This is a genomic window from Kitasatospora sp. NPDC032150 (assembly GCF_055579945.1).
The window spans coordinates 1-25,494 of record NZ_JBVIMH010000010.1; the positions used below are offsets into that span (position 1 = coordinate 1).

Here is a 25,494-nt window from a genome sequence, read left to right on the forward strand (position 1 = left end):
CTGAAGCCATTGTTAGCGGGCCCGGTGGCGGGCTCCAAGGGGTCGGAAGCGGCCGGCCTACGACGCGGTGTCGTAGGAGCGTCGCCCGTCGGGGTTGCTGGGGCGCGTCTTCTTACCCGCCGCGGTGGAGCTGAAACCTGGCCTTCGGGCCCTCTTCCGCAGTTCGTGATCACGGCTCTGAGCTGGACTGATGCGGTACCGGCCGGTCGGTGGTGGCCCGGGAGGTCCGGGGGCGGCCGTGGTGGCGGGCAGATGGCCGCGGGCCCGGTGGGGGTGGGGCACTATGCGGGGTAGTGGACCGTCGGCCGCATGTGGCCACCGTCACGGGCAACTTAAACCTATTTGCCCGATTTCCCCCTTTTGGGGTGGCTTTAAGGCCCCGAAAGCCTCCGCCGGAATGTGGCCCGGACCACAGGAAAAGGAGCGACCCGGGCCACGGAACGCGCCCGGATCACCGAAAGCAATGCGGCCCAGACCACAGGCCGAAGTGCACCGAGGACCGCGAATACCTGCCTGTCGCAGGCCGCGAGCGGAACCGGGTGGAGCGGCGCGCCAGCGCGGCCCGGGGTTCGCGCTCAACAGCACCGCCGGCGAGATCGGCAGCACCATCCGCATCGCCGTCGTCTCCAGCGTTGCAACGACCCGGTTCCTCGCCCATCTGCCACGGCTGTCGCAGGCAGCATCGTGATCGCCACAGAACAGTCCGTGGTCGAGGTGAACGCCCACCCACCTAACTAGCTAGGACCCGTCCGTCGGATCTTGGCCGACTGTCGCCAGCAGGTTCGTCACCAAGGGGTTCTGGTCGTTCTTGCGCCAGGCGACGGCGACTCGCGTGCGGGCGGTGCCGGGCTCGATCCTGCGGAAGGCGACGCCTTTGAGGCGGATGCGCCGGATGCTCGCCGGGGCCAGGGATACGCCCAGGCCGGTCTCCACGAGCGCGCACACGGTCTGCCACTCCACCGCGTGCTGGGCTATCTGTGGCGTGAAGCCTGCTGTGGTGCACAGGCCGGTGATCTGGTCGTGCAGCTGCGGGCCGACCGAACGGGGCAGCAGCACGAAGGGTGAGTCCGCCAACTGCGCGAGCTGGACGGTCCGTTGGCCAGCCAGAGGGTGGGTGGTCGGCAGTACGGCCACAAAGGGTTCACTGAGCAGCGTCCTGAAGCCGAGCTCCGTCTCGGCGACGGGAGGTTCGCGCAGCAGGCCGATGTCGATGGTCCTGTCGTGCAGGGCGGAGATCTGCGGCGCGGTGGTCATCTCGCGGATGTCCAGGTGCACGCCGGGGAACCGCTGCCGGAAGGTGCGCAGCAGACCGGGCAGGACGGTCAGGGCGAGGGAGGCGGCGAACCCGATCCGTAGCCGGCCGGCCTGGCCGCTGCCGACGGCCCGGGCTGCGGCCAGGCCGTCCGCAAGGTCGGTGAGGGCTCGCCGCGCGGCGGGCAGCAGTTCGCGGCCGGCCGGGGTGAGCGCGACGCGTCCTGGTTCGCGGCTGAACAGCACGTGGCCGACGTTGTCTTCCAAGCGCCGGATCTGCTGGCTCAGCGGCGGCTGGGCGATGCCCAGACGGACGGCCGCGTGGCCGAAGTGGAGTTCCTCGGCGAGCACGACGAAGGCGTGCAGCTGTGGAAGGGGGATTCCGGGGCGCTCCATACGCCTAGAGATATCAGGTCATGCTTGTGGCTGTATTAGACGTATCCGTGCTGGCCACTTAGCGTTTGGCGCATGACAGAGCGACGTGCGATCCTCAGCGGCTCGACCTTCGAGGAGCAGATCGGCTATGCCCGTGCCGTGGTGGACGGCGACTGGGTGCATGTGTCCGGGACGACCGGGTTCGACTACACCACCATGACGATCTCCGACGACGTGGTGGAGCAGGCCGAGCAGTGCCTGCGCAACATCGAGGCCGCGCTGGCCGAGGCGGAGTGCACCTTCGCCGACGTGGTGCGGGTGCGCTACTTGCTGCCCGAGCGCGAGGACTTCGAGCCCTGCTGGCCGGTCCTGCGCCGCTACTTCGGCGACGTCCGGCCGGCCGCCACGATGCTCATGTGCGGTCTCGCCGACCCCCGAATGAAGATCGAGATAGAGGTGTGCGCACGGCGGGCCACCGCGTAACAGCCCGATCTGTTCCGGGGAACGGGGCTGTGTGCCCAACACGTGCCCGACGGCGGGCGGGGCGATCCGACACACCACGAGTGGACTCGGCTGGAGCCGCTGCTGCCCGGCGGCCGGGCGGGCGGACGGCGGAGCGACCACCGTGTCGGGGTTCCCGATCGGCTGGCCGCATCGTCCTGGACGGGCTCGGCGCCCAGCGGCAGCTGGACTGGTCGCGGTGCGCGATCGACTCGGCTTCCTATCGCAGTTCCAGGCCGAGTTCCCGCTCCAGCTGGGCACTCTGCTCCGGCGTGGCGAGAACGAAGTAGCTGTCGTAGGTGCTGTCCCTCAGACGCACGAACCGGACAAGGTAGAAGCGGCGGGTGTCGTCACCGGGGTCGGGGTCGACATGCCCGATGAACTCCGTGATCGCCAAGTGGTCGAGGTACCTGTCCGACTGATGCTCGACCCACTGCGTCACCAACGCGCCGTTGCGGACGAACTCCAGGACCTCGTCACCCTCCTCGTCCTGTACCAGCCGGGCGCCGGTGATGGTGACCGCGCCGCCGGTAAGTGCCGCCGCCCGCTCCAGGATGCCCGCGTAGCTCTCCTCCAAGTCGTCGACATCATCCCCGTGGGCCGAGATCGCCACGCCGAATTCTTCGAGAGCGCTGGGCACTTCATGGGGCGGCAGTTCATTGTGCGCGAGGTCGGCGTAATCGGCGAGGACACTGTCGACCTTCTCCTGGGACACCATGCCCATGCGCTGGAGCAGCGCCCCCACGTGTGCGTACGACGAGCCCCTGAACCACGGCAACACGTCCACGAGCCTGTCCGCCGGCCGCCCCGCCTCCGCGACGAGCAAGTCGCGCAGGCACACCAGTGGAACAGCCGCAGCCCCGACCCGCTTGTCCGGCTGATCGACGAACGGGACATCGGTCCACCCGTTCTCCCGTGATCCGACCTCCCCGGGCTCGGCCTCGGGATCGAACGGGATGTACTGCCACACCGCCCCCTTGACCTGCCGGATCACCTCGCCCAGGTACCAGCAGGCGCCCTGCACGAACGGCTCGTCCCGCGCGGCGTCGAACTCCTCCACGGTGGTGAACCGCCGCCTCAGGACTGCTTCCAGCCAGTTCAGCGTGTCCGGGTGGAAGTTCCACCGCCACGCTCCCTCGAACGCGTCCTCGGCCCAGGCGGAGAGCGCCTCTCTCCGGTCCTCCAGCCATTCCGTCAGAGCCGGATCCTCCGCCAGTGGCGCGCTGGGGTCCACGTACGGCGTGTGCTCCTTGACCGGCTCCCACCCCGGAACGTCCTGTCGCCGCGCCGTCACGGCATGCCGGAGCCGCTCGACCTCTTCGGCGAACGCGGTCCCCGTACGCGCTCGCAGAGCGTGGGAGATCAGCAGCATCGGTGCGACTGGAGACAGTTCCAGCGCCAGGTCCGGCCAGACGACAGGCTGTCCCGGAAGACCGTCGACCTGCCGGGTGTTCCAGGCCCAGGCACCGCCGGCGACGCCGAGCAGGACTTCGCCGAGATAGGCCATCGCACTCTCCGTGAACTCCCGCCGCTTCCCGGTGTCCTGGACACGGTCGTGGTGCTCCAGCAGGACCGTCTCCAGAGCGTCCAGCGACGCCGGGGAGTAGTCGAAGCGGAAATCCGCGGGGAGGAGCACCTTCTCCAGGAGCCGCAGCTGGTAAGGCAGGTCGCCGATCCACTTCCGAAGCAGATGCTGTGGGGAGAATTCTGACTGTGCCTCAAGAACCACCATGCGGCCACTGTAGAGGCGGGCAACGACAACGCCGGTGCGTCGACTACTGAGAGCACTCGTCGTCCAGCACGAGGAAGACCCGGGCGGCCCGGGCCATCTCGCCGCCCCGGGAGCTCTCGGCGTACGTCAACTGGGCGCTGAACATGACGAGCTTTTCACCCTGCACCGGGGGCGAGCCACCGTCTTCGTACCCTGCAACGACCCCATCCGGCGGTTCTGCCGACGGCGCAGCGGTTGGCGCGGTGCCCGTTCTTCGGACCCGGTCGCCGCCCTGGCCCCGGCCCGGAGGGTTCGGGTAAACCGGCTGGGCAGGCCGGGCGGGCGCAGATGTTCCGGTACCCGCGTCGGACGCGGTCGGGGTCGGTGTCCCGGACCGGTCCGGTTCCCCCGGGGCCTGCGCTGTGAGCGGCGAGTGGCTCGGAGGGCGGAGCCGGGTGTGTCGTGTGTCCCGGAGCCGTGGGAGCCCGGTAGTATCCGATGCCAGGGAGCCGGAGTCGGCCCCGGAGAACGCAGCCACGGACGCCCCGCCCGGCGAGAGCCAGGCGGGGGCGTCCGTGAGGCGGAGGAGCGCCGACCGCGGCGTGGTCCGGTTCTCGGCGATGTTCCGGTGCCGGTCAGGCCACCGTATCGCGATCCCGGACCACGCTATCGCCGGTCACGGAGAAGGTCTTGACCGAGCACGTTCCCGATCCGTCGAGGCGTCCACGGCCCCTCGACCGCCCTTTTCGCGATCGTCAAGACCATCATCGCTCAGACCTTACAGGGAAGGCCTGATCAGTCCCGGTCGCCCCCGCCTTCGCCACCCTCGCCACCGTGGCCGCCACCGTGGTGGTGGTGGTGGATGACCCGGAAGCTGGCCAGCACACCGTCCTTGACGAAGACGCCGTGGACGCGGTGCACGTTCACACCATCGGCCTGGCTGTGAGGCCCGACCGTGGCGATCGGAGCGCCGTTGTCGCACACCGCCCCGCGGAAGACCTCGACAGTCTTGTGGCTGTCGTTGCGAATGTTCAGGGTCTTCGCGCCCAGGCCACTGATCACGGTGATGCAGCCGTCCGTGTGGGCGGAGTAGGTCCGCTCATTGATCTGGATCCGGCCCTCATGGTGACGCTTGTGGTGCCGGTGCTCGCGGTGCTCGTGGCCCTCGTTGCCCTTGCGTCCGTTGTTGTTCTCCTTCCCGTCGTTACCGGTGGGCACCTGCTCGGGAACGGCCACCTGCTGAACGGCCGGGGCAGCCTGGCTCGCCGGCTGCGAGGCGGCCGAGGCGTAGGTGAGGCCGGTCGCGGCCAGAGCCGCGGCGGCGCCGACGGCCGCGGTGATAGCAGTGGCACGGGTGATCTGCATGGAACTTCTCCTGTTTCCTGAGCGGTCGGCTAGGCCGCCGACCCGTGATCTGAACGTAACGACGGCACTCGGATCGGGCATCTCGAAAGCCACCGCCAGGGAGCCGAATGAGGTACCAGGACAAGGCGTCGCTCTCTCCAAGAAACGTCAAATCGGCTGGAAGACAGGAGAATTGAAATGCGCTTAGCCCTTCGGGTTGAACCTGACACCAGCTCACACCATCGGCGGCCGGAGCGTCAGGAACCGCCGGTGCGATGAGATAAGCCGCCGTCAGAGAAACAGGCGGCACAGGAACAGCACCCCGCCCGCCGACGCCCGCGCCCACACGTCCCGCCCCTCCGGCCCGTACACCGGCCCGCCCGGCCCGTACGACCCAGGACGCGATCCACACGAACGCCCAGAGGCCGGCCGGCCACGCAGGCGGCGGTCCCCTTTTCCCCGACGATCTGGACCCAGCAGCCGCAGGCGGCATCCCGGGCGACACCGATGACCCAGCCGCAGGCGGCCACCACAGCGACCACCTCAGCCCCCGATAGGCACCGCAGCCGCCACGAGCGCCCCCGGACGACAGGCCCGGTCCTCGTCTGAGACGGGTCAGCTCTGGCTGCCAGACAGAGCGGCGCGGCCGATGGCACACCAGGTCGAGCGGGACCGGCACGGGCCGCCCCGACCAGGCGGCCTGGTCCGCCTCGTCCTTCCCGAGGGCGTCCCCAGCCTGACGCCCGAGTGACTACCCACCACGCCCCTGGCTGTCCGACGGCCTCCGCGCGGCCCACCGGGGAGACGGCCGGTGTCCGGGATCGCCCCGATGCCCCGGATGACGTCGGTGGCTCTACGGTCGCCGCTCGCCCGGGCAGACCGCGGCGGCGAAGTCGTCCGCGAGCATCGCGATCTGGGCCCGGCCCTCGATCTGTTCCAGCCACTGCTGCGGCAGCAGCCCGTCGCCGTGGCGGGCGCCGAGGAGATTGCCGCAGATCGCGCCGGTGGAGTCGCTGTCACCGGAATGGTTGACCGACAGCAGCAGCGCGGACTCGACCGGGGTGTGATCCTTCCAGAACGTGGTGCGGGCAAGCGCCGCGTACACGGCGATGGCCAGCGCCTCCTCCGCGATCCAGCCGCCCCCGAGGCTCTCCACCATCACCGGGGTCGCCGGGCCGGCTGCGGCAAGCTCAACAGCCCTGCGCAGCGCGGAGGTTGTCTCCTCGTGTCCCGGGTAGCGGGCCAGCAGACCCATGCTGAGCCGGACCGCGTCCTCCAGGGACGCGCCGGTCACCAGGTGGCTGATCATGACGGCGAAGGCCCCGGAGGCGTAGTAGCCGGTCGGGTGGCCGTGTGTCATCTGCGCGCAGGGGCGGCGAGTTCGAACGCGTACTGGGCGCTGGCGTCGGTGAGGCCGAACGGTGCGGAGCGCATCACCGAGCCGCATCCCTTCGCGTCGGGGTTGACCGCGCCCGGGGTGCCGTCGATGGCGCCGCGGGCGTCGGGGATGTGGTTCTTCGGGATGCCGTGACCTGCGGCGCCGAAGGCCTGCGCCCGGGCCGGCCGAGCGGCGCGCGGTGCGGGGACGTACCGAGTCCGGGTCCTGCGTGCCACCTGAAGCCGGCTCTGCCCGTCGAGAGAAATTCCAAGACCTTTGGATCAAGTGTTCTAGACTCTCGAGATGGTCGACGAGTTTCTTCGCCTCACGGTTCTGGGGTGCGCGACACCGTTTCCGAGCGTGGACAATCCGTGTTCCGGCTACTTGGTCTCCAGTGGGAACACGCGTGTATGGGTGGACGCGGGCAGCGGAACGCTGGGCCCGCTGCAACGTCACGCCCGGCTGGATGAGCTGGACGCGGTCTGGATCTCGCACCTGCACGCCGATCACAGCGCGGACCTGCTCACTGCTTACTACGGCGCTCTGTACGCAGATGTCCGCCTCGCCGCGCCGATCCCCCTCTACGGCCCGCCCGGTATCGCCGACCGACTGGCGGACTTCCTCACCAACACGTCGGTCCGCAGCCCGATCGAATCCGCCTTCGCCGTCACCGAGTTGCACGATGGGCACCAGGTGAACGTTGGTCCGCTGAGCCTGACCAGCCGGGCTGTGGCGCATGGCATCCCGGCCTTCGCGCTGCGCGTCGAGGTCGCGGGCCGGTCGCTGGTCTACTCGGGGGACACGGCACCGTGCGCCAGCCTGACGAGTCTGGCCGACGGATGCGACGTGCTGCTGTGTGAGGCCGAGAGCGCGGAGGTGCCCACCGAGGGCGACCAGGTGCATCACACCCCTGAGGACGCTGGCGAGACCGCCGGCGCTGCTCGGGCAGGCCGGTTGATCGTCACGCACGTCGGTCGGTTCCTCACGCCCCAGCAGGCGGTGGCGCGCGCCTCGGCGCGCTTCAACGGCCCCACCGACTACGCCGCGCCCGGTGCCACCTTCGAAATCGCTCCCGAGCGGCGTCCACCGTTTCGATGAACCGCCGTGTGAAGCCGGCGACGTACTCCGACTCTTCCGGTCAGCTCAGCCCGCTCCTCGCGGTCGATCGCGTCGAGGACCCGACGGCGGCCACCCGCGGACGGCTCGCCCGATAAGGTGAACTGATCATTCCGGAAGAAAGGCCACGGCGCTCACGGTGACCGAGTCCCGCCCTCACACCCTGTTTTCCTTCGGCACACTGATGGACGAACGAGTCCAGACCACACTCTTCGGCCGAGCCGTGCCGAGTTCCGCGGCATCGCTGGCCGGCTACACCACCAGGCCCCTGCCGATCACCGACCAGTCCGTGATCGCCACCAGCGGCCTTGACGTCCACCTGGCGCTGAAGTCCAGGCTCGGCGCCGTGGTCGATGGCGCCGTCCTGCGCCTCACCGACCAGGAGCTCGCCGCAGCCGACGCCTACGAGGTGGACGACTACGTCCGCCGACGGGTACTCCTCTCCTCCGGGGAGGGCGCCTGGGCCTACCTGGATGCCAAACCACTGCGCCCAGCAGCACGCATAGTGATCGTGGGCGACAGCATCGCCTACGGACGCTGCGATCCGCACGGAGGGTGGGCAGCCCGCCTGACGGCCACCCACATCGCCGGGAACGAGGCCGACCACCGGGTCTTCAACCTGGCCATCCCCGGAAGCACCCTGCTCGATGTGGCCGAGCAGACCCCCGCCCTCCTGCCTCCCCGCCGACCCGACACCATCCTTGTCGCCGCCGGCATCAACGACTCCGCCATGTCGACCGCCACTGCGCAGGCTCACCACAACGTGCCGGCGCACACCGCGGACAGCCTCGCCTCACTGGCTGACACCGCCCTGAGCCACAACGCGCGACTCGTCGTCGCGGGACCGACGTGGATCGACGAATCACGCACCGGCGACTACGAGGGCCTGCGATTCACCCAGGCCCGGGCGCTGGCCCTGCGCGAGTTCCTGAAGACCTGGTGCGCCGAGAACCACATCGACTACCTCGACATGTGGGAACCGCTGCGCCACAGGCCCGAAATGCTCACGGACGGCCTGCACCCCACCCCCGAAGGGCACCAGGTGCTCTACCAGCACATCCACATCTCCGGCTGCTGATCCACCCGGCAGCCGCCAGGTCGGAACGGACAGCCGACCCCGGCCCCTGCCGCCCGCCTCGCACCAAACCGTGCGGACCACCGCAACCACCGGACGGTCGCGCGTCAGGAGCCGCTCGGATTCGGTGCGGTCCCCGGGGCTCGACCACCGTCTTCCGCCGGTGGTCCTTCGCCTGGTGAGGCAGGGCCGCCGGTGCACCGCTCTCCGGTACACACCGAGCTCCCCGGTTGCCATGTGGCCCGTCAGGTGACCAGCGGCCGATGGCCTGGACAGGAGCAGCGCGCCGGGAGCGAGCGACTGGTGAAGCCCTGGGCGACCAACGCCCGCCCAGGGCACGCGAACAGGACCAAGCATCGATCCGAGCAGACAGCACGCCCCCCGCGACGGTGGGGGCTCCGCGGTCTCGCACGCGAGAAACGACAGAGGTGGACCAGCTCGTCGAGCAGCACCCGCCACCTCGTCAGCAGGGCGTCGAGCGCGAATCCGTACACGGAAACCAGGCCGTGGCCGGCCTCCTGGAGCAGCCACATCCGCAGGCCGAGCACCGGGACGCCGATCGCGAGGAGCCGCTCCTTGGTGATCCGAGTGCGCGTCAGAAGGACGATGGCCAGCCGTCGACGGTGTCCGGATCACCCGGGAGCTGCTGGACGGCGCCGCCTTCCTCTGCGGCGCCGCGCCCGAACCACGTACCTGACCGAACGCCAACGGCGCCCGCGGGCGCCCCGCCCCGGGTCCCGCCGGACGGCCGTCCGGCGTGACCCGGGCGAAGGAGGGCGGTCAGCTCCAGCGGTAGCGGCGACGCAGGCTGTCCACCACCAGGCTGAAACGGGCCCGGTCCAGCGCGCAGGCCTCACGGCGCATCCCGCCGTCCCACACCCGCATCACCCGGTCCAGCGCCACCCAGGAGTCCCGGCCGGACTTGTCCCACGGACCGGAGCCGATCGGCACCCAGTCCCGGTCCTCGTCGTGCCCCTTGCTCGAGAGCATCACGGCCAGCAGACTGCCGGCCTCCTCGCGCGCCACCACCAGCACCGGCCGGTCCTTGCCACGGCCGTCCCGCTCCTCGTACGGCACCCACGTCCACACGATCTCGCCCGGGTCCGGGTCGCCGTCGTGCCGCGGTGAATACTCGGTACGAACCGCACCCACCTCGTACGGTTCCACCTCGACCGTGGCCTCCGGACCGAAACGACCGGGTATGTCCTCGTTGATCAGCTCTGCCATGCGCGAAGACTAGCGCCCGGACCGCCCATTGGGTGATCCCGAGTGCCAACCGCCCGCAGCGCCACAGGTAGCCATCTCCCCGAGGTGCCGTCGTCGGCCCCCGTGACGAAGAGGCGGGCCGGGGCCTCGTCGGTGTAACTGTCCGCGCCGAGGGTACGGACGGCGGCGGACTCACTGCGGATATCGCTCGCGGTCCGAGCCGCGACGTACCGCGTTCCGGACCGGACTGGAGGACGCCACCTGCCGCGCATGTTCGGCGGCCGGGATGCCTCGCCGGGAAGCGGTGCTCACACCTGGTGCACCTCGGCGCCGTCAACCGGCGCCCGAGGTCCTGGCAGGCTACGAGCTTGCCCCTTCGGGACTGGGATTCAGCGGAGTGGGGCACAACGCGGCCGGGTGGTGGTGCTACCGGCTTGGCAGCACCACCACCGGGAGTCAGGTCCGGGTGGTCGTACCGCATTTGCCGGTGCCGTCCGGCAGCGGCTTACTCCGGTCGTACGGGTCCGTCGTGCTTCCGTCACGCGGCTCGGTGCTGTCCGATGAGACGACGGGGAAATCCGGCTCGAGCCAGCCGTCGTGAACTTCGCAGAGATTGTTGCCGAAGTAGCTGTTCGTGTGGCTGAAGTTGAGTTTTCCCGTTTCGACGTCGTACTTGGCGGGATCGTAGAAGCGGAAGTCGATCACGCGGCGTACGATCTCGCGGGTCACCTCCGTGCTGCCGCTGACCGCTCCCGTCCAGGCGGCCGGCTCTGCGCCCGGGGTGGCACCGGCTGCGAGGCCACTGGGCGCGGGGTCCTGTGAGGGAGACGGCGCCAGCTTTCCGGCGTCGGGCCCGGGGAGCACGGCGTAGACGAAGGTGTAGTCCGTGTGGACCACCATCCCTTCCTCACCGTCCGCCTCGAAACTCATCCGCCCCTGCAACTTGACCACATCACCCGCGGGGATCGCGGTGCGCGGGTTGAAGCGGCTGGCCCAGTAACTGGGGTCGCTCGTACCGCCCGGGTGGGCGAGCCCGTCCTCCGCCTTCTCCCGGCTCTTCCCGCCCAAGAGGTCCAGAGCGGCCTGCGGGGTTCCGCCGGCGACCGTCCTGGGGTCGAGGTTCGCCGCGACCAGGAAGTCCTTGACGGTCTTCAACTGCGCTGCGACCTCGTCCTGGTCGAAGACCCCGACTGCCTGTGCCTGGGGCAGCACGATCGCGTCGGCTCCGGACGGCCACACCGCGGCCGGTGAACCGGCCCACGGGTGATCCACCGTCGGGGTGTCCGGAGGCAGGGTCGGCGGGGCCGCGGTCGGCGCCGCGGTCTCCGGAGCCTGGGTCGGGCCGTCGGCGGCGTGGCCCGCGTACCAGCCGTGCAGCCGGTCGACGTTCAGCCCGGCCACCACCAGCGCGCCCGCCAGCACGACGAACAGCGGGGTCTGCCAGTCGCGGCCGCGACGTCGCTCGACGCCCCGGGGCGAGGTGGTGTTCCTCTTCCAGCCGAACCGGCGTCGCCACCGGTGTCGCCGGAGCGAGGTCGGCGGCCGCCACGGCTGCGACTCCGGGGGCGGCTGGCGCTTCCAGCGCGCGGCCAGCACGCGGGAGCGCCCGGACCGCTCCTTGATGGTGGCGGCCTTGACGAACTCCTCGTCGAGGACGAGTCGGGCGAACGGGTCGTCTGTTCCCGAGCCACGCGGCGAATCAGACGTCGGGCGAGGTTCGGGGTCTTCAGCTATCGGCACCGCGACAGTATGCAGACGCCCGTCACCGACCATTTCACCGGGGTGCCGATTCGTGCGAAGGGCCGGTGACCTGCGGCGGAGGTGTTCCAACCGTCCAATCACAGCTGCTTGGACGGGCGGGAGGTGGTGCTGGTACACACATGGTGTTGACCGCGCCGACCTCGCTGCGGTCGACAACGGCCTCGATGCTGTAGTGGTGGCCGGCCACAGCCGCCTCGAACAACCAGGAGTCCCTGGTGCCGCAGTCTGGTGAGCGGCCTCAGTCTGCGAAGTACCCGGTGAGGTAAGGGAATCGACCTTGGGTCGTGAGGCTGGGTGTGAATGCTCGAGCTCTGCGTCTCGTGTGGATGCGGAACCCCGGCCACTCAGCTGAAGGGTCCGTCGTCCGCGAAGGCGTGGGCGGCGAAGCGCTTGCCCATCCGGCGGTACGCGGCGGCGGTGGGGTGAAGGCCGTCGGCCAGGTCGTCCGCCTCGTCCGGTCCGAGCAGCTCGCGTCCGTCGAGGTAGTGCAGGTGGGGGTCGCGCGCCTGCCGCGCCGCCACGATCCGGGCCAGCTCGGCACGGACCACCTTCAGCGACAGCGCCCCACCGGCCAGGTCGGCCGGGTCGCCGAGGGCTGCGATCCTCCCGTCCAGGCCGAGCACGGTCGGCCCGGGAGTCTCCTCGAGTGCCGGACAGCCCACCGGGGACACCAGCAGCAGCGGGGTGTCCGGGTGACCGTCGCGGATCGTGTCCAGGAATCCGTGGACCGCCGGGCCGAACGTCCGCTTGCGGAAGGCGGCCATGCCCACGATGTTGATGCCGACCTTGAGGCTGATCAGGTCGGCGGGCATGTCGCGGATCGTCCGGGCGACATAAGGATCCAGCAGTGCGTTGCCCGCCTGGCTGAGGTTGATCACCTCCACTCCCCCGAGCGCGGCCGCCACCACCGGCCAGGTGCCGGTCGGGCCGTCGGCATCGATGCAGTGGCTGATGGAACTGCCGTGGTGCACCCAGCGGCGCCGTCCGTCCGGCAGCGGTGCCAGCACATCGCCGTCGGCGCGCAGTGCCACCAGTTCCGTGGGGGTCTGCTGGGGCAGCCACAGCTCGACGTTCTTCATGCCGCCCGGCAGCCCGGCGAACCGTACCGTCCCCGGCTCGCCCGGGGTCAGTCGCTGCACGGCCCCGTGGGCCGACATCCGCAGGACGTTGCCCACCGGCGCTTGTCGACGCCCGGCCGGCACACCGTCCACCAGCAGTTCCAGCATCCCGGTCGGCCGGGGTTCGGGGTCGGTGTCGAGCTGTCCTGTGGAGGTGAGAACCTCGAACTCCAGCTCGCGCGCATCGGTGCGGAACACCAGCCGCACCCCCGAGGGCATCACGGTCACCCCGTACACCGACGGGTCCTGATACTGCTCCTTGGTCCATGCGGGCAACCGGCGCGGCATCACCCCCGCCTGCGTGATCTCCAGATCCAGTGCGCCCCGTAACTCCACCGGCCCGCCCACCAGCGGAACCGCCCGCATCGCCACCGTCACCGCCCCTGTCGTCTCACGGGCCTGACAGGCCGTAATGCCTGACAGCACCCTGCACCGAGCACGCAAGCGGGAGCTCGAGCACTCTCACCCACCGCCCCGGAGCAGCCTAGCCGGTCCGTACGCACTGCGAAGCGGTTCGTGCAGGAAATGGAATCCGCATCCGGGTGGACGATCACCGGTGTCTCACCCGCGCGCCGACTCCCGGGGTCCGGGGGCACCCGCCGGACGGTTGATCCGCCTCGTCGAGATCATCGACAGCCTCCACCGACCCCGGCCCATGTGCCATTGCCTGCGGCCCTGCCGGACCACTCCATCGCCTGACCTGCGCCGGAACGCTCCCCAGCCCGCCCCGGGGCGCCGCGGGACGACATGCGGCTCGCCGCCGATCCTCTTAGTCTCGCGGCATGGAGATCGACCGCCGCCAGTTATTACGTCGCGTTGCGCAGGGAGCCGCGGCGGGCGCGGCGGTCACCTTGACCGCCGCGAGGAGTCCGCGGCGTCGACCGGGACCGGCTGCCCCTACGCCCCCCGCGCCGGCGCACGCCGACCCTGCGGCGGCCTCGATCCAGCTGGTGTTGTCACGGGGTCCGGTGTCCGCCGCCGTCCCGGACTTCTGGAAGCCGCCGCCACCCTCGATCGTGCCGCGGTCGCTGTGGCAGCCCGGCCAGGCGCCGAGCCCGCCCGAGCCGCAGCACAACCACACGGTCCGGGCATTGTTCATCCATCACACCGCCAGCGGTGACTCGTACGATCCCGAGGACGTACCCGAGATCGTCCGGTCGATCTACCAGGACCACCGCACGCGCCGGGGCTGGGACGACATCGGCTACCACTTCCTGGTCGACCGCTACGGCGTGATCTACGAGGGACGTCCGAGCGGCGTCGACCAGGCGGTAACCGGAGCTCATACGCAGGGCTTCAACCATGAGACGGTCGGCGTCGCGGCGATCGGCACCTTCCCGGCCGGCGTCCACGTGCCCCCGGCGGCGCTGGAGGCCATCGCCCATCTGGCCGCGTGGCAGCTGGGTGCGTACGGCGTCGATCCGCGCACCCGCGTCGAACTGACGTCCACGAACAGCGAGAGCCGCTTCTCCGCGGGCACGCGCCATCCGTTCAACGCCATCTCCGGCCACCGCGACGCCTGCTTCACCCAGTGCCCGGGCGCCACCCTCTACGCCCTGCTACCCCAGATCATCGAACACACCGCCGATCTCCTCCGCGGCGGGACCCCGCCTCGTACCGGCCTGACGATGGGCTCCCTGAGCACCCCCGGCCCTGCCGCTCGCGGGTGACCGCTGCGCCCGCCCCCGCCGCTCGAGGTACGGCGGGCGATCCCGGCGGCCTCGGATCCGTCCGAACCGCGGTGGCCGACTCCAGGCGCCCGCCAGACCCGGATCCCGCCCGACTCCGCGCCTCGGAAAATACTTCCGTCCGGCTGTCACATCCGTCCACCCCGCCGGGTCAGAGCAGTGAAAGCAACGCAAGAGACCCGGAAGGAACACCCACCATGGATGCCCAGCACACCAGCACCCCGACCACGGCCCGCAACGCGACCGGTTCGAGGATGCCCAACCCGCTGGGGCTCGTCCCCGAGATGGGAGCCGTGGCCGGCGCCCTCTTCAAGGCCGTCGGCAACGGCTCCGTACCCCGGACCACCATCGACCTCGTCCAGCTGCGCGCCGGCCAGATCGTCGGCAACACCTACCTGACCGTCATGCACACCAACAGCCTGCGCAACGCCGGACAGTCCGAGGAACGCATCACCGCGGTCGCCTCCTGGCAGGACGCCCCCTACTTCACCGCTGCCGAGACCGCCGCCCTGGCTCTCGCCGAGGCCGTACTCCAGCCCGCCGCCCATGGCGAAAGGGTCCCCGACGAGCTCTACGCCCGCGCCGCCGAGCACTACGACGACAAGGCCCTCGCAACCCTCGCCATCGCCATCGGCCAGGTCAACTTCTTCATCCCCCTCGCCCTCATCGGCAAGCCGCTGCCCGGCGTCAAGCCCTCCGAGCAGTGGACCTGACACCGGAGCGGGACACCGGGCCTTACGGCGAGGCCGTGCCGCAGCGCAGCGGGGCCACGACCGACGGCTGACCCGTACGGGGCCGGCCAGCGCTTCCAACGGCGCCCCGCGCGTCCCGGTCAAGCCGTCCCCGCTCGCTGTCGTGCAAACTCCTCCCCTTCTGACTGACAGTCAATTCACCGAATCCTGAGCGGGATTGAAGGGTGATCACCCTCGGCCATCCGCTCGCGACCGAGTCCCCCGGCCCGGTCGCGGGCGGGTCCGTCGGGGGACTTCCCGCGGCTGCCGGTGACTTGGACGAGGAGTGACAGGCACCGAACAGCGGTAGCTCGCGGCCCGGCGCACGGCGGAGGCCGGCCGGGCGGCCCGGCGACGCGCGACCGGCATCGGGGCGGACTCCTCAGCGCGGCACGACGGTAAGGTGCGCACGGTGGTCACCGACCCGGTGCACGAGTTCCGGCCCCCGGTTGCGCTCGTGACCGCGGCGTTTCTCTTCCTCCGCCCCGCGATCTGACGGTGGTGCGTCCGCCCTCGACCACACCGAGGCGTGTGTCGTGGACGTACTCGTCCTCACCGTTCCACTACCGGGCCTCCGATTCGGGCTCCGTCACCAGGCCACCGCACTGCGCACCGGAGGCATTGGCGACATGCCGTCACTGATACGCAGACGGTTCCGGAGTTGCCCACTGCGCCCTATCGGTCATCGCGCACCGCCGCTATGCTCTGCCCCTGCCAAGCCGGACGGACAACGTGTGCATCCGGGGGCACGTGGGGACACCGATGGGTACACACGGATACAAACGGCGCACTTGTGTACTCGCGAACAATTCCATCGCAGGGGGTTACATGACAATCAGCCATGCCCAGCGGCGTGTTGGAGTGAGCGTGGCGGCAACCTTGTCGCTGCTCGCCGGCGCACTCGTCATCGGCATGCCGTCCGCTCAGGCCGAGTCCGTTCCGAGCGGGCGGGCCGCGTTGGAAGGCACCAAACCCGCCTGGGCCACCGGTGCCGCCGACCAGGGCGCCGCCCCGGACTCCGCTCAGATCAACGCCCGCGTCTACCTGGCCGGGCGGGACCCGAAGGGCCTGGACGCGTACGCCACGGCCGTGTCCGACCCGCAGTCTTCCTCGTACGGCAAGTACCTGACGCCGCAGCAGGCGCAGGAGCGCTTCGGCGCGACCCAGGCACAGATCGAGGCGGTCACCAAGTGGCTGCGGTCGTCGGGTCTGACCGTCACCGGCACCAACCGGCACTTCATATCCGTCTCCGGTGACGCCGCCGCCGCGCGGACGGCCTTCGCCACCTCGCTGCACGACTACCGGAAGGAGGGCCGGACTTACCGGGCGCCCCAGCAGGCCGCCTCCGCTCCCGGCGCGCTGGCCGACGCGGTTCTCACGGTGACCGGCCTGGACAACGCGCCGCACCGGGCGACACCACGGGACACCCTGCCCGGCCCCGGCGCCGGCTTCCGCAACTCGGGCCCTTACTCGACCTACTACGGCTCGAACGTCGCCGGCACGCTGCCGGACGCGTACGACACGAAGCTCCCGTACGCGATTCACGGATACACCGGCAAGCAGTTGCGGGCGGCCTACGGCGCGGGCAACTACACCGGCAAGGGCGTGACCGTCGCGATCACCGATGCGTACGCCTCGCCGACCATGGCGAACGACGCGGCCGAGTACGCCAAGCGCAACGGCGACCGGGCCTACCGCAAGGGCCAGTACACCGAGGTGCTTCCGGCCTCCTACACCAGCGTGAACGACTGCGGCGCGTCCGGCTGGTACGGCGAGGAGTCCCTGGACGTCGAGGCCGTGCACGCCCTCGCACCGGACGCGAACATCGTGTACGTCGGCGGCGCCTCGTGCAACGACCCCGACCTGCTCGACGCCCTCAACAAGGTCGTCGACAACCGTCTCGCCGACATCGTCTCCAACTCCTGGGCCGACCTCGAGGGCAGTGAGACACCGGACGGCGCGGCCGCCTACGACCAGACGTTCAAGCTCGGCGCCATCGAGGGCATCGGCTTCTACTTCTCCTCCGGCGACGACGGCGACGAGGTCGCCAGCTCCGGCAAGAAGCAGATCGAGAGCCCGGCCAACTCGGCCTGGGTGACCGCGGTCGGCGGCACCTCGCTGGCCGTCGGCAAGGGCGACAAGTACCAGTTCGAAACCGGTTGGGGCACCCAGAAGGCACTCCTTGCGGCGGACGGCAAGAGCTGGGCGAACCTCCCCGGTGCGTTCAACGGCGGTGCGGGCGGCGGCACCAGCTCCACCGTGAAGCAGCCGTTCTACCAGCGCGGCATCGTGCCCGACGCACTGGCGAAGGCCAACGGTCCCACCCGGATGCGCACCGTACCGGACATCGCGGCCGTCGCGGACCCCAACACCGGCTTCCTGGTCGGTCAGACCCAGTCCTGGCCCGACGGCTCGGTCAAGTACGACGAGTACCGCATCGGCGGCACCTCGCTGGCCGCACCGGTGATCGCGGGCGTCCAGGCACTGGCGCAGCAGGCCCGCCACTTCCCGATCGGCTTCGCCAACCCGTCGATCTACGCCCGCTACAACTCGCCGCTCTACCACGACGTGACGGACCAACCGCTGGGGGCGGGCCGTGACCTCGCGGTGGCGCGAGTCGACTTCGCCAACGGCGTCGACGCCTCCGGCGGCCTGACGACCTCCGTACGCAGCCTCGGCAAGGACAGCTCTCTGCACGCGGTCCGCGGTTACGACGACGTGACCGGCGTGGGCACGCCCGCCCCGGGCTACGTCGCCTCCTACGGCTTCCCGTTCCGCCGCTAGCCAGCCCCTGCCGGAACGCCGGCCCCCGGACCCTCGCGGCCCGGGGGCCTCTGCTGTCGCCGGCGCAACACCAACGCCTGCCACCACGAGGTCCGCGCAGGCCGGCGCAAGAGGCGACCCGTACACGCATCGAAAGGCGCAATGTTCCCGTGCTGTGACCGAGGGCGTTCACCGGGCGGGCCATCGTCGCAGTGCGCGTGCCGCCCGGCGCGGCGTCCTGGGCGGATCCCGCGCGTCCGGTGATGATCGTTCAGCAGGAGTACGGAGAACGGGACGACGGGAGGCGGGACGGGCATGCCCACCGCGCGGACCATTTCGGCGCTCGCCCTCATGCTGCTGCTCGCCGCCGGCCCGGCCTGCACGACCCACCGGCCGGCCGCGCCGCGGCTCGCCACCGGTGTGCCCGGCAGCGCTCGGCTCCCGACCGGCACCAGGACTCCCGTCACGCTCCGGGCCGGGGACTGGCCGACGTACCAGCACGACGCCGCGCGCAGCGGTGTGGCGCCCGAGGCTGCGGCGCTGGGCCAGCCGGTGCACGCCTGGACGGCCGCACTGGACGGCGCGGTGTACGGACAACCGCTCGTCGTCGGCGACCGGGTGCTCGCGGCGACCGAACACAACACCGTGTACGCGCTGGACGCCGCCACCGGCGCCGTGCTGTGGAGCCGCAAGGTCGGCACCCCGGCGCAGAGTTCGGAGCTGCCCTGCGGGAACATCGCGCCGTTGGGCATCACCGGGACACCGGTCTACGATCCGGCGACCGGGCTCGTCTTCGCCGTCGCCGAGCTGTCCGGCGGCCGGCACCAGCTGGTCGGGCTCGATGCCGCGACCGGCGCGCCGCTGGTCAGCCGAGAGGTCGAGCCGCCGCGCGGGCAGCGCATTGCGCACCAGCAGCGCGGCGCGCTCGCACTCTGGCAGGGCCGGGTGCTGATCGCGTACGGCGGGCTGTACGGCGACTGCTCGGACTACGTCGGCACGGTGCTGTCGGTACCGGCCACCGGCGACGGGCCCACGCTCGCGTACACCGTGCCCACCTCGCGCGGCGGCGGCGTCTGGTCACCGGGCGGGGCGGTGATCGGCGGTGACCGGGCCTTCGTCTCGGTCGGCAACGGCGCCGCCACCGAGGGTGCGCCGGGCAGCTACGACGGTTCGGACTCGGTGCTCGCGCTCACCGCCGACCTGCGTCGGGCCGACTTCTTCGCCCCGGCGGACTGGGCGCAGGACAACACTCAGGACCTCGATCTCGGCTCGCTCGCCCCGGCGCTGGTCGGACGGCATGTCTTCATCGCCGGCAAGAGCGGCATCGCCTACACCCTGGTCGCGGACCACCTGGGCGGGGTCGGCGGCCAGGTGGCGCAGGCGCAGGCCTGCCGGGGCTTCGGCGCGGCGGCGGTCGACGGCGATACCGTCTACCTGCCGTGCGCGGACGCTCTGGCCCGGTTCTCGGTGGCCGGCGACGGCTCGATCCAGGCCGGCTGGCGGGTGCCGCTGCACGGGGCCGGTTCGCCGGTGGTCGGCGGCGGCGCGGTCTGGGTCGTCGACCACGGGCACGGGCAGCTGAATGCGCTCGACCCGGCAGGCGGCCAGGTCCGCCGACAACTCACCGTCGGCTCCGTGCCGGACTTCGCGGCGCCGGTGCTCTCGGGGCCGCGCATCCTGCTCGGCACGATGACCGGGGTGACGGCCTTCGTCGAATCCTGACTGCTGACGTTCGACTGACTCGACATCACCGAGCTGGTGGCCGACTCGGTGTCGATGGCGGCGCTGTTGCTGCTGGAGCGGCTCAGCCCGCTCGAGCGTGCGGTCTTCGTGCTGCGGGAGGTGTTCGGGTTCGGCTTCCCGGAGATCGCGTCGGCGGTGGGGAGGTCGGAGGCGGCGTGCCGCCAGCTCGCGGTGCGGGCGCGGCGTCACATGGACTCGGGCCGGTCCCGGTTCGAGGCCGACCGGCGCGAACGCGAGGAACTCGCGCAGCGGTTCTTCGACGCCTTCTGGGAGGGCGACGTCGACGGGCTGCGGGAACTGCTTTCCGCCGACAACCAGTTGGTCGGTGACGGAGGTGGCAAGGCTCCGCTCTTCGCCACTCATGTCGTCGGTCGCGAGCCCGTGGTTCAGCTGCTCTCGGCACTCGTCGCGCAGTTCGGCCGTCTGGGAGTGGAGTTGGAGCCGCACGAGGTCAACGGCCAGCCGGGCGCGGTCTTCCGCGACCGGGACGGCCGGGTCCTCAGCACCCTGGCGCTTGACGTCCTCGACGGGGAGATCCAGATCGCCGCGGTACGACCTGCCGTGAGCCGTGAGGGCCCGCCGTCAAGCTGCTGCCGCAAGACCACAGGTGTTTGAATGCCTTGGTGAACGCTGACATTGACGTACTCGTACTCCGCGTCTTCACCGGCCCCGACGGTCGGTACGGCAACGCCCTGGGGGTGGTCCGCGACGGCCGCTCGGTCCCCGACCAGGCATCCAGGCAGGCGCTCGCCAGGCAACTCGGCTTCAGCGAGACCGTGTTCGTCGACAACCCGGAGCACGGGACGGTCGACATCTACACCCCCGGAGCACGGCTCCCCTTCGCCGGCCACCCCTTGGTCGGCACGGCCTGGCTGCTCGGCCTGGAGGCCTTCGACCTCCCCGTCGGCAGGATCACCGCCCGCCACGAGCCCGAGTTCACCTGGATCACCGCGCGGCCGGATTGGGCCCCGCCCCGTACTCTGCGCCGGTACTCCGCCCCCGACGAGATCGACGCCCTGACGGTTCCCGAGCCAGGGGAATGGATCTACGCCTGGGCCTGGCAGGACGAGGCCGCAGGCCGGATCAGGGCCCGGGCCTTCCCCGGACGCGGAGACGGCATCGACGAGGACGAAGCGACCGGAGCGGCCGCGCTGCTGCTCACCCACCGGCTCGGCCGGGCCCTGGAGATCACCCAGGGCGGTGGATCGCAGATCCTGACGAGGCCGGGCTCCGACGGGTTGATCGAGATCGGCGGGCGGGTCCGCAAGGAGGTGCCGTCCGCACGGTGAGCCGTCTCCCGCCACGACCGACCCCCGGGAACGTCCCCGGCCGAACGGAGAGCAGACCCGATGCGGTCCGGCTGGTCAGCCGGTCCTGGAGTCCCTGAGGTCGTGGGACCTTGATGGGCTGGTGCCCTGTCAGCCTGCCGTGGACCAGGGATCGTCCTTGGACGCACGGCTGGGCCTTGGACGGTGCAGGACGGCGACCGCGTCTTTGACGCGCCGCCCATCCGCTGCCGGTGCCCCCCGATCCGCGGTACGCACGCTCTTCGCGTCCTGGTTGTCCTATGTGTTCTGAATCGCCTTCACCAGTCCGGCGACCAGGTTCGCCCGCTCGGCCATGGCCTCGACCACCAGGTACTCGTGGTCGGCGTGGGCACCTCCCCCGACCGCGCCGAGGCCGTCGAGGGTCGGCACGCCCAGTGCGGCCGTGAAGTTGCCGTCGCTGCCGCCGCCGACCGTCCTGCCTTCGACACCGGGAAGCAACTGCTGTGCCACCGCGAAGAGTTCGGCCGACGCCGACTCGGGCATCGGGGGCCGGCCGACGGATCCCTGAACCGTGATCCGCGCCTCGTCGAGATGCGGAGCCAGTGCCGCGAACGCCGCTTCGATCCGTGCCTTCTCGTCGGCCGACTCGACCCGGACGTCGACGATGACGGTCGCCTCTGCGGGAACGACGTTGTCCAGGGTCCCTGCGGAGGCGACGGTCGGGGTGACCGTCGTGCCGATCTCGGGTCGGCCGAGCGCGGCGATGTCCAGTACCTGGTGGGCTGCCTCGATCAGGGCGTTGACCCCGGCCGCGGGCTCGAGGCCGGCGTGCGAGGCCCGGCCCGCGATGGAGACCTGGAAGGTGCCGGTGCCCTTGCGGCCGGTCTTGAGGGCGCCGCCGACGGCGGCGCCCTCAAGCACGAGTACCGCGCCGCAGGCAAGGGCTCGTTCTTCGATGAGAGCCAGGGAGGAGTGGGAGCCGACCTCTTCGTCGGCGGTCATCAGGATCTCGACGCCTGACCGGTCATCGAGCGTCGCCAGGCCGTGAACGGCCTGTACCAGACCTCCGAGCATGTCGAAGACGCCGGGGCCGGTCGCATGCCCGTCCTCGACCGAGAACGGGCGGCGTGCGAGGGTGCCGAGCGGGAACACCGTGTCATGGTGGCCGAGGATCAGTACCTTGGGGTCGCCACCGGCTGACCAGTGGACATGCGGCCCGGCTTCGGTCTCGACGAGGACGGCCTGCCCCCCGAGGCGGCTCTCGATGACGGCGGCGACGGTCTTGGCCGATGCCGCCAGGGCGTCGAGATCGCGCGACGGGGATTCTATTTCGACGAGTGTCCTGAGATCCTCGATCATCGCGTCGACACTCACTTGGGCGGTCCTGTTCATCGTCATGCTGCGAGGGTAGCTGGCGCGCCGGACCGCGTCGGAGGAGATCGTGCACGACCTCCCGCTCGCCGGCGGGCCTGCCCCGGTGCAGGTCTCCGCCGGTCGGAGCCCCCAGGCCGCTCGGCCTCACGGCCGGGGCCGACCACTCGGAGAGCAAGAGCGACGTGGCCCTCGCGCTGAACCTGCTGACCGCGCTCCTCACCCCGATGCTGGTCACCGTCGCCGGTCTGGGCGTGCTCAACACCGTGGTCCTGCAGACCCGCGAACGGGCGCGCGACATCGGTGTGGCCAAGGCGCTCGGCATGACACCCCGGCAGACGGTCGGCATGGGCCTCGCCTCGGTCGCGGTCATCGGCCTGATCGGCGGCGGCATCGGACTTCCGCTCGGCCTCGCCCTGCATGCCGTGACCGTACCCGCCATGGGCCGCAATGCCGGCCTCGACTTCCCGAGCGCGGCTGGCCCTCGACGCCTACCCCGCTCCGGAGCTAGTCCTGCTGGGCCTCGGCGGTCTGGTCATAGCCGTCCTCGGCTCCCTCGCGCCGGCGGCCTGGGCGGCTCGCACTCGGACCGTCACGGCGCTGCGCACCGGGTGAGGGCCGGGCCGGACGACCGACCTGTGGTCCGGGCACCTCCGATCGGGGCGGGTCGGTCTACGCTGGCAGGCATGGGTGTGCCTGCAACGCTCGACGGCCCGGCGACCGACGCGGCCGGCCTGGAGACGCTCGTACGGCTGGTGGCCGGGCGGGGCGTGGTGGTGCTGAGCGGCGCGGGGCTGTCCACGGAGTCGGGCATTCCCGACTACCGGGGTGCCACCGGCAGCCGGCGCCGGCGCCCGCCGATGACGTACCAGGAATTCACGGGAAGCGAGGCGGCCCGCCGCCGGTACTGGGCGCGCAGCCACGCCGGCTGGCACACGATCGCCCGGGCCGAGCCCAACGCCGGGCACCGCGTGGTCGAACGGCTTCGCCGCTCGGGCCACGTATCGGCGGTGATCACCCAGAACGTGGACGGCCTGCACCGCGCGGCCGGCACGCGCGAGGCGGTGGAACTGCACGGCGGGCTCGACCGGGTGGTCTGCCTCGACTGCCGGCGCACCAGTGCGCGCGAGGAACTCGACCGGCGCCTCGAGGAGTTGAACGGCGGCTTCCGGGACGCGGAGGTCGCGTTCCGCCCGGACGGCGACGCGGAGCTGCCGCAGGAGCTGGTGGACGCCTTCCAGGTCGCGCCGTGTAGGGCGTGCAACGGCGTCCTCAAGCCCGACGTGGTCTTCTTCGGCGAGAGCGTGCCCAGGGACCGGGTCCAGCACTGCTACGCGCTGGTCGACGCCGGGCGGGCGCTGGTGGTCCTCGGCTCGTCCCTGACGGTCATGTCGGGCCTGCGTTTCGTCCGCCACGCCGCCCGCGCGGGCATGCCGGTGGCGATCGTGAACCAGGGCGCCACCCGCGGGGACGACCTGGCCGCAGCCAAGCTCTGCCTGCCCCTGGGGCCCGCACTGACGGAGGTGGCCCGGCAGGTCGGGGCAGCGGACGGGCCACCCGGGCCCTGACCGGCCGGACTCACGCGGCCGGGGGCGCGGGTGCCGGCGCACGGCTCGCGGGCCGGCCCCACGAGGTCGAGGAGGCCTCCCGGGTGGCCACGGATCTGGGCACCGCCGCTGCGGGGCTGACCCCGGCACTGCGCAGCGCCCTCAGCGATCGGGACGAGGCCCGTTCCTCCCCGGCTCTCTACTCCGAAACGCTTCTGGCCACAGTCCTGTGGCGAACCGGCGCCGACCGGACGAGGTCGTCGGCCTTCTCGACGGCGTTCTCGCCCGGGGCGGGACGAACTCCTCCACCGGCAGCTCCGCGTGACACTCGCTGCCACCGCGACCACGCCCTCCGACTCGCCCTTCACGGCCCAGCCGTCACTCCCCCGCGTCGGCCCGGCGACCAGGCTCCAGTCGCCCCCGTCACGCTCCGTCGGACCTCATCGCGGGACCGCATCCACTTGAACCATATGGCGCAACGTCAGAAAGATGACATGCTGATCCGGATCGCTCAGCACACGAAGTCCTACCCCCGGGGTCGAGCACGGCCGGAAGACAGAGGAGCAACACCCACTCATGACGCCAGTACGCACGACTTCCCTGGACGTACCGACCAAGGACGGCCTGGCCGACGCCTACCTGGTCCACCCGGACGACAACGCCCCGCATCCCGGAGTCCTGCTCTACATGGACGCCTTCGGCCTGCGCCCATGGCTGAGGCAGATGGCGGAGCGCATCGCCGCCGCCGGCTACACCGTCCTGGTCCCGAACGTCCTCTACCGGCACGGCCGCGCACCGGTGGTCGACCTGCCGGACTTCATCGACACCTCCCAGCGGCCCGACCTCTTCGAACGCATCGGTCCGATGATCGACTCGCTCACCCCGGACCTGGTGACGGCCGATGCCGGGTCCTACCTCGATTGGCTGGCCACCTCCCCGCTGGTCGCGCCGGGGCCGGTGGGAATCACCGGCTACTGCATGGGCGCCCGGCTGGCGTTGCGGACCGCCGGCGCGTATCCGGAGCGGGTCGCGGCCGCGGCCGGCTTCCACGGCGGCCGCCTGGCCACCGAAGCCCCGGACAGCCCGCACCTGATGGCTGACCGGATCACCGCCGAGCTGTACTTCGGGCACGCCGACCAGGACTCCTCCATGCCGCCCGAGCAGATCGCACGCCTCGAGAAGGCCCTGGAGGCCGCCGGTGTCCGCTACCGCAGCGAGGTGTACGAGGGCGCTCACCACGGCTTCGCCCAGGCGGACACCACCGCGCACGACCCTGACGCGGAGCAGCGCCACTGGCGCGAGCTGCTCGCCCTGTTCGACCGCACGCTCTGAACCGGACCGCCGCGGAAGTCCCGGGGCACCCCGAGGGAGCTGACCGACCGCGCCGGGCGGGCAACAGGGCTCGCCCGGCCGCGGTCACGGTGGCGGGCAGCGGACCGCACGGCGGACGCCTGGCCGATTGGGACCGGCAGTCCCTCAACCGGGACCGGTCAGGATGTTTCGGGCCACTCATCGACTCACCCAACAGGTCACCCAACCGGCCACGC

The 25,494-nt window shown here is 71.0% G+C and carries 19 protein-coding genes and 2 pseudogenes; 12 read left to right on the top strand and 9 right to left on the bottom strand.

All coding sequences use genetic code 11. The features are described from left to right. Positions 1-738: 738 nt before the first annotated feature. A complete protein-coding gene (locus tag ACZ5ON_RS14035) occupies positions 739-1,647 on the bottom strand; it encodes a LysR family transcriptional regulator (protein WP_465590709.1) in 909 nt (302 codons plus the stop codon). 72 nt (positions 1,648-1,719) lie between these two features. On the opposite strand from ACZ5ON_RS14035, the gene ACZ5ON_RS14040 reads away from it, so the two are divergent. Continuing rightward, entirely contained in the window at positions 1,720-2,109 is a 390-nt protein-coding gene (locus ACZ5ON_RS14040; protein WP_465590711.1) for a RidA family protein, read from the top strand. Between the two features lie 238 nt (positions 2,110-2,347). Here the strand turns inward: ACZ5ON_RS14040 and ACZ5ON_RS14045 are convergent, their stop codons facing one another. The 4 genes from ACZ5ON_RS14045 to ACZ5ON_RS14060 all read right to left on the bottom strand — a co-directional run bounded on the left by ACZ5ON_RS14045 (position 2,348) and on the right by ACZ5ON_RS14060 (position 6,796). Beyond that, entirely contained in the window at positions 2,348-3,859 is a 1,512-nt protein-coding gene (locus tag ACZ5ON_RS14045) for a hypothetical protein (RefSeq protein ID WP_465590712.1), read from the bottom strand. A gap of 774 nt (positions 3,860-4,633) precedes the next feature. Next, positions 4,634-5,203 (bottom strand): hypothetical protein, encoded by a 570-nt coding sequence (locus ACZ5ON_RS14050; RefSeq protein ID WP_465590714.1) that lies wholly within the window; start codon positions 5,201-5,203, stop codon positions 4,634-4,636. 832 nt (positions 5,204-6,035) lie between these two features. Continuing rightward, positions 6,036-6,542, bottom strand: a complete 507-nt coding sequence (locus tag ACZ5ON_RS14055; RefSeq protein ID WP_465590715.1) for an ADP-ribosylglycohydrolase family protein — start codon at positions 6,540-6,542, stop codon at positions 6,036-6,038. Next, the gene (locus ACZ5ON_RS14060; protein ID WP_465590717.1) at positions 6,539-6,796 is read right to left on the bottom strand and encodes a hypothetical protein; all 258 of its coding nucleotides are present in this window, start codon (positions 6,794-6,796) and stop codon (positions 6,539-6,541) included. Before ACZ5ON_RS14060 ends, ACZ5ON_RS14055 begins: the two co-directional genes overlap by 4 nt. A gap of 67 nt (positions 6,797-6,863) precedes the next feature. Between ACZ5ON_RS14060 and ACZ5ON_RS14065 the strand changes: the two genes are divergently transcribed. After that, positions 6,864-7,658: an MBL fold metallo-hydrolase gene (locus ACZ5ON_RS14065; RefSeq protein WP_465590720.1), complete on the top strand. Its 795-nt coding sequence runs from the start codon at positions 6,864-6,866 to the stop codon at positions 7,656-7,658. Between the two features lie 157 nt (positions 7,659-7,815). Continuing rightward, positions 7,816-8,754 carry a GDSL-type esterase/lipase family protein gene (locus tag ACZ5ON_RS14070; RefSeq protein WP_465590724.1) on the top strand — a complete coding sequence of 313 codons (939 nt, stop codon included), beginning with the start codon at positions 7,816-7,818 and terminating at the stop codon, positions 8,752-8,754. A 777-nt stretch (positions 8,755-9,531) separates the two neighbouring features. Here the strand turns inward: ACZ5ON_RS14070 and ACZ5ON_RS14075 are convergent. From ACZ5ON_RS14075 to ACZ5ON_RS14085, 3 genes are all read right to left on the bottom strand, one after another. Beyond that, on the bottom strand, positions 9,532-9,978 hold the full coding sequence (locus ACZ5ON_RS14075; RefSeq protein ID WP_465590727.1) for a type II toxin-antitoxin system PemK/MazF family toxin: 447 nt from the start codon (positions 9,976-9,978) through the stop codon (positions 9,532-9,534). Positions 9,979-10,413: 435 nt separating this feature from the next. Beyond that, complete coding sequence (locus ACZ5ON_RS14080) at positions 10,414-11,730, bottom strand: SCO2583/SCO2584 N-terminal domain-containing protein (protein ID WP_465590730.1); 1,317 nt, start codon at positions 11,728-11,730, stop codon at positions 10,414-10,416. Positions 11,731-12,062: 332 nt separating this feature from the next. Then, a complete protein-coding gene (locus ACZ5ON_RS14085; protein ID WP_465591286.1) occupies positions 12,063-13,202 on the bottom strand; it encodes a GDSL-type esterase/lipase family protein in 1,140 nt (379 codons plus the stop codon). 602 nt (positions 13,203-13,804) lie between these two features. Here ACZ5ON_RS14085 and ACZ5ON_RS14090 point away from each other — a divergent pair. From ACZ5ON_RS14090 to ACZ5ON_RS14115, 6 genes and pseudogenes are all read left to right on the top strand, one after another. Then, positions 13,805-14,506 carry a peptidoglycan recognition protein family protein gene (locus ACZ5ON_RS14090; protein ID WP_465590734.1) on the top strand — a complete coding sequence of 234 codons (702 nt, stop codon included), beginning with the start codon at positions 13,805-13,807 and terminating at the stop codon, positions 14,504-14,506. Between the two features lie 215 nt (positions 14,507-14,721). Beyond that, entirely contained in the window at positions 14,722-15,237 is a 516-nt protein-coding gene (locus tag ACZ5ON_RS14095) for a carboxymuconolactone decarboxylase family protein (RefSeq protein ID WP_465590737.1), read from the top strand. An 846-nt stretch (positions 15,238-16,083) separates the two neighbouring features. After that, positions 16,084-18,039 (top strand): S53 family peptidase, encoded by a 1,956-nt coding sequence (locus ACZ5ON_RS14100; RefSeq protein WP_465590740.1) that lies wholly within the window; start codon positions 16,084-16,086, stop codon positions 18,037-18,039. A 294-nt stretch (positions 18,040-18,333) separates the two neighbouring features. Beyond that, the gene (locus tag ACZ5ON_RS14105) at positions 18,334-19,740 is read left to right on the top strand and encodes an outer membrane protein assembly factor BamB family protein (RefSeq protein ID WP_465590743.1); all 1,407 of its coding nucleotides are present in this window, start codon (positions 18,334-18,336) and stop codon (positions 19,738-19,740) included. Positions 19,741-19,776: 36 nt separating this feature from the next. Beyond that, positions 19,777-20,376, top strand: a pseudogene (locus tag ACZ5ON_RS14110) (sigma factor-like helix-turn-helix DNA-binding protein); the annotation flags it as partial. A gap of 8 nt (positions 20,377-20,384) precedes the next feature. After that, positions 20,385-21,050: a PhzF family phenazine biosynthesis protein gene (locus ACZ5ON_RS14115; RefSeq protein WP_465590746.1), complete on the top strand. Its 666-nt coding sequence runs from the start codon at positions 20,385-20,387 to the stop codon at positions 21,048-21,050. 276 nt (positions 21,051-21,326) lie between these two features. On the opposite strand, the gene ACZ5ON_RS14120 is transcribed toward ACZ5ON_RS14115, so the two are convergent. Next, entirely contained in the window at positions 21,327-22,427 is a 1,101-nt protein-coding gene (locus tag ACZ5ON_RS14120) for a M20 family metallopeptidase (RefSeq protein WP_465590749.1), read from the bottom strand. A 200-nt stretch (positions 22,428-22,627) separates the two neighbouring features. On the opposite strand from ACZ5ON_RS14120, the pseudogene ACZ5ON_RS14125 reads away from it, so the two are divergent. From ACZ5ON_RS14125 to ACZ5ON_RS14135, 3 genes and pseudogenes are all read left to right on the top strand, one after another. After that, positions 22,628-22,771, top strand: a pseudogene (locus ACZ5ON_RS14125) (FtsX-like permease family protein); the annotation flags it as partial. 315 nt (positions 22,772-23,086) lie between these two features. Beyond that, complete coding sequence (locus ACZ5ON_RS14130) at positions 23,087-23,968, top strand: NAD-dependent protein deacetylase (protein ID WP_465591288.1); 882 nt, start codon at positions 23,087-23,089, stop codon at positions 23,966-23,968. 555 nt (positions 23,969-24,523) lie between these two features. Then, positions 24,524-25,279, top strand: coding sequence for a dienelactone hydrolase family protein (locus ACZ5ON_RS14135; RefSeq protein WP_465590752.1), 756 nt, complete (start codon positions 24,524-24,526; stop codon positions 25,277-25,279). The last annotated feature ends 215 nt before the right edge of the window (positions 25,280-25,494 follow it).